This is a genomic window from Mesorhizobium sp. AR02, assembly GCF_024746835.1.
Taxonomy (GTDB): domain Bacteria; phylum Pseudomonadota; class Alphaproteobacteria; order Rhizobiales; family Rhizobiaceae; genus Mesorhizobium.
In genome coordinates, this window is the sequence record NZ_CP080531.1 from 1,287,551 (window position 1) to 1,299,961 (window position 12,411).

The 12,411-nt window shown below is 61.1% G+C and carries 9 protein-coding genes and 1 pseudogene; 5 read left to right on the top strand and 5 right to left on the bottom strand.

Annotated features, from left to right (window positions below):
* Positions 1-13: 13 nt before the first annotated feature.
* Complete coding sequence (locus DBIPINDM_RS10645; RefSeq protein WP_258585681.1) at positions 14-1,258, bottom strand: NAD(P)/FAD-dependent oxidoreductase; 1,245 nt, start codon at positions 1,256-1,258, stop codon at positions 14-16.
* A gap of 297 nt (positions 1,259-1,555) precedes the next feature.
* Between DBIPINDM_RS10645 and DBIPINDM_RS10650 the strand changes: the two genes are divergently transcribed.
* On the top strand, positions 1,556-2,554 hold the full coding sequence (locus tag DBIPINDM_RS10650) for an ornithine cyclodeaminase family protein (RefSeq protein WP_258585682.1): 999 nt from the start codon (positions 1,556-1,558) through the stop codon (positions 2,552-2,554).
* A 69-nt stretch (positions 2,555-2,623) separates the two neighbouring features.
* Positions 2,624-3,700: an aminotransferase class V-fold PLP-dependent enzyme gene (locus tag DBIPINDM_RS10655; RefSeq protein WP_258585683.1), complete on the top strand. Its 1,077-nt coding sequence runs from the start codon at positions 2,624-2,626 to the stop codon at positions 3,698-3,700.
* A 6-nt stretch (positions 3,701-3,706) separates the two neighbouring features.
* Here the strand turns inward: DBIPINDM_RS10655 and DBIPINDM_RS10660 are convergent, their stop codons facing one another.
* The gene (locus DBIPINDM_RS10660; RefSeq protein WP_258585684.1) at positions 3,707-4,711 is read right to left on the bottom strand and encodes a LysR substrate-binding domain-containing protein; all 1,005 of its coding nucleotides are present in this window, start codon (positions 4,709-4,711) and stop codon (positions 3,707-3,709) included.
* A gap of 150 nt (positions 4,712-4,861) precedes the next feature.
* Positions 4,862-6,163, bottom strand: coding sequence for an amidase (locus DBIPINDM_RS10665; protein ID WP_258585685.1), 1,302 nt, complete (start codon positions 6,161-6,163; stop codon positions 4,862-4,864).
* 550 nt (positions 6,164-6,713) lie between these two features.
* Between DBIPINDM_RS10665 and DBIPINDM_RS10670 the strand changes: the two genes are divergently transcribed.
* The 3 genes from DBIPINDM_RS10670 (at position 6,714) to DBIPINDM_RS10680 (ending at position 8,982) form a co-directional block, all read left to right on the top strand.
* Positions 6,714-7,499, top strand: a complete 786-nt coding sequence (locus DBIPINDM_RS10670) for a transporter substrate-binding domain-containing protein (protein ID WP_258585686.1) — start codon at positions 6,714-6,716, stop codon at positions 7,497-7,499.
* Between the two features lie 72 nt (positions 7,500-7,571).
* A complete protein-coding gene (locus DBIPINDM_RS10675; protein ID WP_258585687.1) occupies positions 7,572-8,294 on the top strand; it encodes an ABC transporter permease in 723 nt (240 codons plus the stop codon).
* A 1-nt stretch (position 8,295) separates the two neighbouring features.
* The gene (locus DBIPINDM_RS10680) at positions 8,296-8,982 is read left to right on the top strand and encodes an ABC transporter permease (protein ID WP_258585688.1); all 687 of its coding nucleotides are present in this window, start codon (positions 8,296-8,298) and stop codon (positions 8,980-8,982) included.
* Positions 8,983-10,091: 1,109 nt separating this feature from the next.
* Here the strand turns inward: DBIPINDM_RS10680 and DBIPINDM_RS10685 are convergent.
* A pseudogene (locus DBIPINDM_RS10685) lies at positions 10,092-11,286 on the bottom strand (IS91 family transposase).
* 3 nt (positions 11,287-11,289) lie between these two features.
* A complete protein-coding gene (locus DBIPINDM_RS10690; RefSeq protein WP_258582557.1) occupies positions 11,290-12,195 on the bottom strand; it encodes a tyrosine-type recombinase/integrase in 906 nt (301 codons plus the stop codon).
* Positions 12,196-12,411 lie beyond the last annotated feature (216 nt).

Sequence of the window (12,411 nt, forward strand, 5' to 3'; positions counted from 1 at the left end):
GGGCCAAGGAAGCTCAAACATGCGCAACGGTGGAGCGCTGAGCGTAAGCTTGAAAGAAACGTTGCGGACGAAACGTCTCCATCTCCTCATGGATCTTGCCGCGCACGATTTCATCGGCGACCACCTTGCCCAGCTGCGGCGCGATCGTCACGCCACTGTGCGTCACCGCCATATAGTGGCCGGCGATGTCCGGCATTGCGCCGGCACAGGTGTAGCCATCTTCTGGGAAAGGTCGGACGGTTGTCCGAATTGCTTCAACGCCTGCCGAGCGAAGCGAAGGCAGGACCCGGCTTGCCGCATCGAGGAGGGTCGCCGCCTCGTCGCCGGTGGGGCTGAGCGTCTCGGGCTTCTTGAACGTCATGTCCACCGAGACCTTGTGAATCATGATACGGCCGGCACCGTCGGGACGGAGGTCCAGATCGTCGGCATGCAGCTGGCTCCGAAGCGTCAACGCGACCGGTGGGGTGAAAGCAAGCACGCCGATCGTCGAGGAAAGTGGAATGCCTTGCGCATCGCCGAGCCTCTCACTCGACCAGCCGCCGGTGCAGTTCACGACAGCATCCGCAGCGTAGTGTTCGCCGTTCGCCGTGCGAACTGCCCGTACACGCCCCCCTTCGGTCTCGATCTCGGTCGCGCGTGAGCCGACTTTGACCTGTGCACCCCAGCGTTCCTTCGCCGCCCGCAAAAGCCAGGCCGAGCAGAGGACAGGATCAACCCACCCTTCCTCCGGATAATATGAGATTGGACAATCGCCGATGGCGGAGACGTCGATATCGGGCTCCATCTCGCCTACGCGCTTCTTGTCCATCCACTCGACGCCGTAACCCCACTCCCTCATCTGCCGGAAGTTCTCGAAATAGTCGTCCATCGTCTCCGGCACCGTCCGCCAATCGAAACTGCCGGTTTGAGTGAACCAGGGAGCGGCGCCAAAGTCGCGCCTGAGTTCAAGGTGGGCACGCATCCCTGCGACGTTCAGATCGAAATACGGCCGAGGCCGTTTGGTCGTTGCATTTGTCCAGGCAAAGCTTACCGCCGACGTGCCTCCCGCTATCCTTCCGGCCTCCAGCACAGTGACGTCCGCTCCCGCCTTTGCGCATTCATAAGCGGCAGAACTGCCGACGATGCCGGAACCGATGACCACTATGCGCATAGAGATGACTCCAATAATTTTCAATACAATCACGCCAGCTGATTGCCTAATATTGGCGTGTTGTAACACTTCTTGAAACTGTGGCGATTTCGGCGAACCGCGTTGCAACAATGCTCTTGAAGTATTCGTACAATTATCTCTTTAACCGTCCCGATTTCTGGCCCGCCGAGCATCCTGAGTTGCCTGAAAATATTGCAGTGGGCGACAACCACCGTCAATTGAACTGGCCGCTGCCGTTTATGGCCAAAAGTTATGAACCGGCGTGCTTCCCGCGCCGGCGCATGATCGCCCACGGGCACCTTCCCGTCAGAAGTTATCAAGTTCGATCGCAATCGGTTCGGAGGGCAATGCTAGGCTTGACGAAGGTCGGCGCATCGGGGGTCGTGGAATGGAAGAGGCAGCAAGGTGAACGGCGAGCCGGAATTCCTGCTGATCGACAAGAGCGCGATCCGGGAGATTTTGACACTCTCTCTCGTGCTTGAGACCACCGAGGCAGCCCTGCGCAAAACATCGACTGGCATGGCTCGCCAGCAGATCAGGCGCACGCTCGAACTTGCGGGTGCCGCCGGGAGCTGTCTGTCGCTTATGTACGCGGTGCTGGACGACCGGCCGCTGTTTGGGGCGAAGGTGCTGTCCGTGTTTCCCGAGAATTTTGCGCACGGCCTTTCGTCCCATCGCGGTGGTGTGTTCCTGTTCGAAAAGGAGAATGGACGGCCGGTAGCCTTGATCGACGGAGGAGAACTAACGGCCTGGCGGACCGCGGCGGCCAGCGCTGTCGCCACGAGGGCGCTTTCACGCTCCGAGAGTTCCACCCTCACCGTGTTGGGATATGGCGAGCAGGCACGTCGACACGTGGCAGCCATCGCGGACGTGCGTCCGATCCGTGCGATCAATGTCTGGGGCCGCGACTTCGAAAAGGCGCAGCGTTTTGCTGAGGAACTGTCCGTTTCCTTCGAGGTGAAGGCGCATCGCGAGGCTCGCGACGCCGTTCGCGAGGCAGACATCATCTGTACGACGACTTCGTCCGAAAAGCCGGTGCTGTACGGCGATTGGCTGCCGCCTGGTGCTCACGTCAACGCAGTCGGCGCAAGCGTTGCCTCATGCCGCGAACTCGACCTCGAATGCGTGCGCAAAGCGCAGATCTGGGTGGACTACCTGCCCATGGCGCTCGCAGCCGCGGGAGAACTGCTCGAGGCGATTAAGAGCGGCCTGATCGGTGCTGACCACATTCGCGGTGAGGTTGGCGAGGTGCTGGCAGGCGCGAAACCCGGCCGATCTGGCGACGGTCAGATTACACTCTTCCGGTCTCTCGGCGTTCCCGCCCAGGACATCGAACTCGCCAATCTCGTCTATACCTCAGCCCTTCATGCCGGGCTGGGCACCTCGATCGATTTCAGGTTGTGAGCCATGCTGAGCTGCCAGAGAGATCTCTTCTCCATCCCCCGCCAGACGGCTTACCTGGACGCCGCGTACATGTCCCCGATCCCGACCGCCGCCGTCGCGGCCGGCGAGGCTGGCGCCAGGGTGAAGGCCGAGCCCTGGAAAATGACCATCGCCTCCTACTATGATGAAGTGGAGGAGGCACGGCACCTCGCCGCCTCGATGGTGGGCGCGGATGCCGACGACATCGCCATTGTCGCCGCCACCAGCTATGGCATGGCTATCGCAGCGGCCAATGTTGCGGTCCCGGCGGGTTCGGCCATTCTTCTCATGGAGAACGAACACACCTCGCATCGATATGTCTGGTACGATCTCGCAAAGCGCGCCGGCGCTTCCGTCGAAATCGTTCCGCAACCGGCCGATGGCGACTGGACCAAAGCGATCGTGTCGGCGATCCGCAACTCGAGCCGTCGCATCGCGGTTGTCGCAGGAACGTTGGTTCACTGGTTCGAGGGCATGGCGATCGACCTGGAGGCAGTGGCAGTCGCCGCACGCGCGGCAGGCGCCAGCCTTGTCGTCGACGGTACCCAATGGGTTGGCGCCGTGCCCTTCGATGTCCGTCGCGTGCGGCCGGATTTTCTCGTCTTTGCTACCTACAAGTTCCTGCTCGGTCCGTATCGCCTCGCATTCCTCTACGCTGATCGCCGGTGGCACGAAACGGGGCGCACGCTCGAACATCATTCGTGGAACCGGGTGGGTGGTGACAGATCCGACTTCTACAAGGTCGCGGTGCCCGACTTTCTTCACGGCGCGCGGCGGTTCGACATGGGGGAACGCTCCGATTTTGCGGTCCTGCCCATCGCCATCGCTGCAATGAAGCTCATCCACGGATGGACCGTCGAGAGCGTGTTTGGACGCCTCCGTCACCTCAACGAACTCGTCTGGTCACAGGCGGAAAGCAGAGGGCTGCCGGTCGCGCGTCCGCGATATCCGACACCACATATCTCGATCCTCGACATCGGCGATCGTCTCGCGGCGAACGCGTCACAGGACCTCAAACGTGCTGGCGTTCACGTCACGCTACGTGGCACGAAGATGCGCGTGTCGCCGCATGTCTACAATGACGAACCGGATATCGATCGCCTATTCGAAAGCCTGCCGCTCCGGTAGAGGCTTTCAACGTTGCATGGCAACAGTTTTGTCGGCCTGGCGGCGAGGACCCAAGGCTGTGATTCCCGCTTCCACGCCATTCATAAAATTTCGCGTCGTCTGGATGAGATGCTCCGTGAAAGCGTCCGCCGCGGTCGACGCAATGACGCCCCACGGCCGGTAGACGCTGAGATTAAGATCGAGATGGGGCCGGAAATCCCTGATCTCGATAGGTAGGTCACGTGCCATCCAGGCGGAAAGCCTGTCGACGACGCTCACACCGGCGCCGGACGCGACGAGCCCGATGCAGGCGCTGGAGAGGCTCGCCTCTACTTTCAGGAGCCGTCCCACGCCGCATTCTTCGCACAGGGCATCGAGTTGCTGGCGCATCGGATCGGCGGAGCCCATCGAGATGAAGTCGAGACCTTCGAGGTCTTCCGCCTGCACGATTTCGAGCTCGGACAAACGGTGACCCGCCGGCATGACACACACTGGTGGGGTTGCTGTCAGCGCACGCCTGACAATTGAAGAGTTGTCGTCCGCTGCCGTGACGCCTATGCCGATGTCGAGCTGATTGCGGCTTGCCCGCTGCACCACTGTCGCGGAGCTGCGGATATCCAGTGAAATCGACACAGATGGATGTAGTTTTGAAAAGCTCGTGATGATGGACGGCAGCAGCGTGGAGCCGAAAGCCGGGAGCGCGCAGATGTTCAGCCTGCCGCTGCGCAATTCGCGGATTTCCCTTGCAGCCCGCGAGATGCCGCGCGCGGACTCGAAAACGCGCTTCACCTCGGCATAAAGCATGTGCGCTTCAGGCGTAGGGATCAGTCGCTGCCGGCTTTTCCTGAAAAGCTGGAAATCCGCCTTCTCGCTGAGGTGCTGAAGCATTTTGCTGACGGCCGGCTGCGTGATGTCGAGCGCGTCGGCCGCCTTGGTGGTTGTTCCATGCAGCATGACCGATGCGAAGACCTCGATCTCGCGCGGCGTAAAATCAGTCCCCTTTGTGACCGTATCCTTTTCGCCGAGGTTCATCACCGCTCGCCTTGCTATGCAGCTAGACCGCTGTACCAAAACAGCGCGCTGCAGAAGCCAAGGTAACGGGAAGGCGCCCATGTTCCAAGAGGCGCGCGAAGGAAGTTTATTCCTGCAGGTTATGAACTTTCAGCGCTTTGGCGACGGGTCTCAGGTGCTTGTCAACATTTCAGCGAGGTCGAGCAAAGCGGCATCCTGGCACGGAAGGGCAGCAAGCTGCACCGATACCGGCAGCCCGTCGGGCACCGCCAAGGGAATGGCCAAGGCTGGCATGCCAAGCATATTTGCCCAGCGACGGAAGCGGCCGCCGGCCATTCCCCACGGCACCATGTCCCCATTCACCTCGGTCAGTTCGTCGGAAAGCCGAGGCGCCGATCCAGGCGCCGTTGGGATTGCGAGAGCGTCGAGGCCTGCAATTCTCTGCAGAAACTGACCTCGCATCTCATTTCGAATTTCGATGGCGCCATCATAGACGTCCGCACTGATGCGAATGCCGTCTTGCAGGAATGAGCGAACCACATCACCCACCATATCCGGCCCCTGCTCGATTATGTCGCGGTAGATTCTCGCGAACTCGCACTGCAGGATTGTCAATCCCGCGGCTACGAAGGCCTCCCTGTCATCGAAGGAGATCTCGATCGTGCGCACCATGGGACGATCGAGCAGAGCAGCCGTCGCAACATCGATGCTTGTGTCGACAGCAACGCCAACCAGCTCGGGACAGATGCCGATCGTGACGCTGGTTCTCGATTCTCTCTCCTTGCTCGCGCCGGCGGGTGGGCTGAGCCGTTTTCCGGCAAGCGCCTCGGTCATCAGGCTAACGTCCCTGACTGAACGTGCAAGAACGCCGACGCAGTCCAGCGAAGGCGCTATGCTCATCACGCCCTCCATGGCGATCAGCCCATTCGTAGGCTTGTAACCGAATAGCCCTGTTGCGGCAGCCGGCGATCGGTTTGACCCGCCACTGTCGGTGCCGACCGCGGCCAGGCAAAAGCCGGCTGCGACCGCTGCGGCCGATCCACTGCTCGTGCCGCCCGTCCCACGGCTTAAATCAAGCGGGTTGGCGACCTTGCCGTACCAGGGGTTGTCATGCCCGCCCACGCACAGCTCGTGCAGGTTCGTCTTGCCGATGATGATGGCGCCGGCGGCCTGAAGATTGGCAATGCAGGTAGCCGTCGCCGGCGCGACATGGTTCGCAAGCAGCCGGGAGCCAGCCGTTGTCGGCCAATGCTTCACGTCGAGGACGTCTTTGACCGCGATCGGCACGCCATGCAGCGGGCCGCGTTTGTGACCAGATCTGATCTCGAGCGTGGCCTGACGTGCGGCATCGAGTGCATCAGCTTCATTGACGGAGATCATCGCCCTGATCTGTTCGTTCAGATCACCGATCCGCTCGAGGCAGTCTTCGACGATTTCCACGGGCGACAAGCCGGCAGAGATTTTGTCGCTCATCTCCTCAATCGATGCGCAAGCACTGCTATTCATTTGACGACCATAGAGCGGAGGAGGCCTGACCGACATCATTGCGGCCGGCTCTCCCTGAGAGCCAGTCGACGATGCCACATCAGAAATTTGGTGGACAGTCGCGAGCCTATTCCAGTGGAAGCGGGGCTATTGCTGAAAACTCATAGTCTGGATCAATGGCGGCGCCGTGAACGGGTCAATCCCCGCGCTCGCCCCACACGCGCATCAAATAGCGTTGATGGTTTGGTGGCCGAGCCTAGTGCCGGACTGCGTCACTCGAAGGTCTGTCACTATCATAACTATTGGTGATGAACCGCGTGGCAAGGGGCATTAGATCGAGGTCATTTGACCTGTTAGCGTTTTCAAACACCGCCCTGAAAGAAGGTCGACTGAGCCGAATGGTCAAGTTCGCATCGCCGAAATTATCTCAACCAGTCCATGACGCTCAATGCTGCGGGCTGGCTCTCGGCATCTGTCCAGATATCGATCTCATTCGACATTGCGGAAGAAATCCACATAAACAAAAAGGGGAACAATCATGAAAAAGCTTGCACTCGCCTTATCATTGATCGTGGCGGTCTTTGGCGCCGCCAAACCATCGTCTGCGGCCGATGACGTCATCCGTTTCGGTGTCGCCGCCGAACCATACGCGCCTTTCTCGGTCAAGGATGCCAGCGGCACTTGGCAAGGCTGGGAAATCGACCTGATGAATGCCGTCTGCAAGGAGATGAAGGCGAAGTGTGAGATCGTCGATATCGCCTGGGACGGCATCATTCCCGCGCTGCTGGCCAAGAAGTTCGACGTCATCTGGAGTTCGATGTCGATCACGGACAAGCGCAAGGAGGTGATCGACTTCACCGACAAGTATTACTTTTCGCCCAACGTGCTTGTCGGCGCCAAGGCGGACACGCGGCAATTTGACGTAACCAAGCCGGAGACCTTCAAGGGTATTGCCGTGGCGGCGCAAAGTGCCAGCCTGCAGGCGACATACATGCAGGACAAGTTCAACGGCATTGCCGAAGTGAAGATCTATCCAACACTCGACGACGAAATCGCCGATATCCAGGCCGGGCGCGTGGACCTCATGGCAGCAGCGGGTATCCAGATCCAGGATTTCCTGAAAAAGCCGGAAGGCCAAGCCTATGAAATCAAGGTGACGCTGCCGCATGAGAAGATGTTTGGATATGGTGACGGCGGTGGCCTGCGCAAGGAAGACACAGCTCTGAGAGATCGCCTCAATGCTGCTCTCAAGGCAGTACGTGCCAGCGGCGAGTATGACACGATCACCAAGCGCTATTTCGATTTCAACATTTACGGCGATTGATCGTCTGTTCCAGGACTGGTGCCGTCCGCCACAGGGGGCCGGCACCATCATCACTCAACTGGAACGCGCTGCATGAACGCGACACTGTCCTGGGCAACCCTGCTCAGCTTCGGGGACAAGGGCTGGGGCGACGAATTGCTTCGCGGCGCTTGCCTGAGCCTTGGAATTTCGATCAGCGCCTATCTTGTCGGCCTGACCCTCGGCCTTATCGGTGCGGTGGCCAAGATCTCGAAGAACCGCGTGGCGATCTCGGCAGCCGTCGCGTACACGACAATCATCCGCTCCGTCCCGGACATCCTTATCATATTTCTCGTCTACTACACCGCGACAGACGCCCTACGCTGGGTCGTGAGCCTGGCGGGACTGACGTCCGAATTCCAGCTCAATGGATTTGTCGCCGCGACTTTGTCGCTTGGGATCGTTCAGGGCGGCTACAGCACGGAAGTCCTGCGTGGTGCGATCGTGGCCATCCCGAAAGGTCAGGTCGAGGCAGCCTATGCACTCGGTTTGACACGGCGCCAGACGTTTTTCCTGGTGACTGTGCCGCAAATGGTTCCACTGGCTTTGCCGGGGCTTGGCAATTTGTGGTTGGTCGTCTTGAAGGAAAGCTCACTGGTCAGCCTGATCGGTTTCACCGAGCTTGTTCTCGCCGGCAAGATGGCCGCCGGCGCCACGCGCGATTACTTTATGTTCTATTGCGCGATCGCGTTCGTATTCCTTGTGATGTCGGGCATATCAGCGCTGCTTTTTCATGCCCTCGAAACAGCCACCGTCCGTGGCGGAAGGCAGAGCTAGCGTGACGGAGTTTGGAGCCTATCTTGCCACGCAGCTTCTGGCCGGGGTCCAGACGACGATAGTCTTGTTCGTGGGCTGCGCCGTCGTCGGCAATTTGCTTGCCATCCCGATTGCCTTGGCCCGCTTGTCCAACAGGAGATGGCTGCGATATCCGGCGGTTGCGTTTATTCTCGCCTTCCGGGGCACGCCACTCCTGGTCCAGCTTTATCTCTGCTACTTCGGCGTCGGCCAGATTCTCGCCGGCGTTCCTTCGATACGCTACAGCCCGCTCTGGCCCATTTTGCGAGGGGCTGACTTCTATGCGTTTTTTACCCTTTCCTTGAACACTGCGGCCTACTGCGGCGAGATATGGAGAGGGGCGATAAAGGCCATCCCGGAGGGGCAGCGTGAGGCCGCCCAGTCGCTTGGCCTGTCGAAAACGCGGATTATGATTTCCGTCCTTCTGCCGCAGGCTTGCAGGTTGGCGCTGCCGGCGATTGGCGGTCAGAATATCCTGCTTTTGAAGGGAACGGCGCTCGCTTCGACGATCACGGTCTTCGAACTCATGGGTGCGGCCAACCTCGTTCGCGCGCAGACTTTTCGGGTCTACCAGCCTTTGTTCGCCGCCGCGTTTGGATATTTCCTGCTAGCGGCATTGATCACAGTTGGTTTCGGTTTTTTCGAGAGACAACTTGCTCGACGGTATTGAGTGGCACCGATTCGGATCACCTGTTTCTTCCATACAGGGTTCACGGAATCCGTTATTCGCTTCGCTCAGCCGCTGCAGCGTAGCCTGAACTGGTGGTTCGATGAGTGGGGGGAAAGGCGGTAGCGCTCTCCCGCTATCAAAATCAAATAAGCCATTGAAATAATTAATAAATCTTGCAAATATGGTAGCGCTATCGGACAAAATTCCTCAATAATTTCAACGCTGCCCGAGTGACGCTACCAACAGGATGCAGACGTCGCTGCTAGTTCAAACTACGACGAAGTTCAGCCCGGAAAATTCCGCGCGCCTGGGAAAAATTACGGAACCCGATATGCGTGATGAAGTGTGGAGGTAGATACGCCGACATTCTTTGCGATCCGGGGAGCGCTTTCGAAGGCCATGAGCTCCGGTTGTGCGAGCACCTTCCTCGCCACGCTTTCAACGCTGTGAGGAAAGGTCACCTGACGCGTTGCGATCGCTCTCCTCAGTTCCTCAAGACTCAAAGGCGGAGTGTCCAAAACGCGCAGCTGTCTTGGCATACGGCCTGTCCGCTGCTGGAGAGCACACCCCTAGCGTCAGAGCCCGCGCGGTGGGGGCCGCACAATCATCGCACGAGCGACACGGCGCCGAGAGCCGCGAGAGCGGTCAGACCCCGTTCTGTCGGCCGCTATGGACGAAGCTCTGGCGCTGCCCGACGCTTCAAATCCATCCGAATTCAAGGCCGGTATATGGCGCGACGGCGACCTCCAGCGTGGTCGCCGGCAATGTCCGCTATAAGGCGGTGGCAAACCTGACTTCAACGGCCGACATGCTGAAGGGTTTCGGGTGCCGAGAGGCGTACGAAAGCCTCTCATGCAGGAACCCGCGGGCCACAGTTGATGGCTATGGGGATTTTAGTTTGCGGCTGATGTCGGCGACGGCGTGACCGCCCCCGTTAGGCGACGCGGTGGACACGGACGGACCGCTCAGTGAAGCCTCCGCACAGCCTTGTAGCCTCTGCGCGCAGGCGGACGGGGCCCTGCGGGCCTCGCTGAGCACCATGGGCGCGCGTGGGTCCGTCGCCGCAGGTTGAGCGCCTGTGGCTGGAGGCTGAATCAGACCATGCCGGGTCATGGAGCGGTCTCCCGGATCGGTGCCGATGCGTTCGGAGGTCCGCGCGGCTGCCTCCTCCACCGTTCGAACACCTCGATGACGATCATGCGTCCGCCACAGCAGGAGCATGGCGGCCGGAAGTCCTCTGGTTCGGGTGTGTGGTCATCGGACGGGGCAGCGACGCCCAGCAGTTCGCGGGCGCGTGCGAGGCTGGCCTTGTGGGCGGAGCCGGCGAGCAGGCCATAATGTCGGATGCGATGGAAGCCGCGCGGCAGGACGTGGAGCAGGAAGCGGCGGATGAACTCATCTGTGGCGAGCGTCATGACCTGCTGCCGGTCGGTGCCGTCGCGGCGATAATCCTTGTAGCGGAAGGTGACCCCAGCCTCTTCGAAGGCGATCAGGCGGCGGTTCGAGATCGCAACCCGGTGGGTATAGCGCGACAGATAGGCGAGCACCGCCCCGGGACCGGCGAAGGGCGGCTTGGCGTAGACCACCCAGCGCTTCTTCTTGACGGGAGCCGTGGTGGCGTAGGAAGGCCCGACGATCGGCGAGGTGCGCCGCCGATCCGAAGAAGGCGAGCCGACCGGCGTCGTGCAGCGCGACCAGTCGGGTCAGGAACAGACGGCGGAACAGCTTGCCCAGCACTCTGACTGGGAGAAGGAAGGCCGGCCGCGACGATATCCAGCGTGACGCGTCCGGCGTGATGCCGCCGCCCGGCACGATCATGTGGACATGAGGATGGTGCGTCATTGCCGAGCCCCATGTGTGGAGCACGGCGGTGATGCCGATGCGCGCGCCGAGGTGCTTGGGATCCGCCGCGATCGCCAGCATCGTCTCCGATGCCGCCTTGAACAGCAGGTCATAGACCAGCGCCTTGTTGTGGAACGCGATGACGGCGACCTCGGCGGGCAGCGTGAACACGACGTGGAAGTAGCCGACTGGCAGCAGGTCGGCTTCGCGCTCGGCGAGCCATGTACGCGCGGCCGCGCCCTGGCACCTGGGACAGTGCCGGTTGCGGCAGCTGTTATAGGCGATCCGCCATTGGCCGCAGTCCTCGCAGGCCTCGACGTGACCGCCGAGCGCCGCGGTGCGGCAATGCTCGATCGCCGACATCACCTTGAGCTGGATGAGGCTCAGGTGACCTGCATGGGCGGCCCGATAGGCGGGGCCGGCAGCACGGAAGATGTCGGCGACCTCGACAGAGGTGCGCACGGCTCAGCCGGGCGGCGTCTTGTGTTCCATCAGCGCCATCAGCCGGTCGAGCGGCCCTGCGACCGCATGGATCGTCCGCGTCGAGACCTTGGTGTAGAGCGCGGTGGTATCGAGCTTGCTGTGGCCAAGCAGCACCTGGATGACGCGGATGTCGACATCCTGTTCGAGCAGATGAGTGGCGAAGCTGTGGCGCAGCGTGTGCGGGCTGACGCGCTTGCGGATGCCGGCGACTTCGGCTGCTTCCTGGACCGCGCGATGCAGTTGCCGCGACGAGATCGGCGCCGTGCAGCTGCGCCCTGGGAACAGCCAGCCATGCGGGAGCATCACCCCGCGCCGCCTGCCTTCGCGCCACCACAGCCGCAGCAGTTCCAGAAGTTGCGGCGAGAGCATGGCGTTGCGGTCCCTGCGTCCCTTGCCCTGTTCAACGCGGATCAGCATGCGTGTGCTATCGATGTCGTCGACCTTGAGGTGCGCGACCTCGGACACGCGCAGACCAGCGCCATAGGCGACACCGAGCGCGGCCTTGTACTTGATGCCCGGCGCCGCTTCGAGCAGCCGCGCCGCTTCCTCCACGCTCAGCACGTCGGGCAGCTTGCGCTGATACCTCATAATCACCAGCGCGCGCGCCAGATCCCGCCGCTTCAGCGTCACGAGGAACAGGAACCGCAATGCCGAGACCGCGCCATTGATCGTCGCAGGGCCGACGCCGCTCTCATGCTGATGCAGCTGGAATCGGCGGATGTCCTCAGCCGTCGCAGTGTCCGGCGAGCGGCCAAGGAACACAGCGAAGCGCCGGACGTGACGAACGTAGTCCTGCTGGGTATGGGAGCCCAGGCCACGCATGAGCATGTCGTGCTGCATGCGCTGGCGAAGCGGAGAGATTGGTGCATCGGTCGACAGGGTAGCCATGGCGAGTTCCTCGTTGAAGGGAACTCCATGGTCAGATCGACGCCTCTACCCGCTCAAGTCAAATGCCTGTCGCGCCATCTCAGGTCGAGGCGACCCTCCCGCGAAGCGGGTTCGTGCATGCGGCGCGAAGCCGACCCGAGAACATGCTAGCCGGAACATCCGCTTCCGGGCTAAGGCAAAGTTTGCCTCTATGGCCGTCATGCGGCGCCAAGTTGC

Bases quoted from the DNA above. Each gene is read 5' to 3' on its own strand.
- DBIPINDM_RS10655 (WP_258585683.1), top strand. From the start codon at position 2,624: ATGTCCCCGATCCCGACCGCCGCCGTCGCGGCCGGCGAGGCTGGCGCC.
- DBIPINDM_RS10660 (WP_258585684.1), bottom strand. From the start codon at position 4,711: ATGAACCTCGGCGAAAAGGATACGGTCACAAAGGGGACTGATTTTACG.
- DBIPINDM_RS10665 (WP_258585685.1), bottom strand. From the start codon at position 6,163: ATGAGCGACAAAATCTCTGCCGGCTTGTCGCCCGTGGAAATCGTCGAA.
- DBIPINDM_RS10670 (WP_258585686.1), top strand. From the start codon at position 6,714: ATGAAAAAGCTTGCACTCGCCTTATCATTGATCGTGGCGGTCTTTGGC.
- DBIPINDM_RS10675 (WP_258585687.1), top strand. From the start codon at position 7,572: ATGAACGCGACACTGTCCTGGGCAACCCTGCTCAGCTTCGGGGACAAG.
- DBIPINDM_RS10690 (WP_258582557.1), bottom strand. From the start codon at position 12,195: ATGGCTACCCTGTCGACCGATGCACCAATCTCTCCGCTTCGCCAGCGC.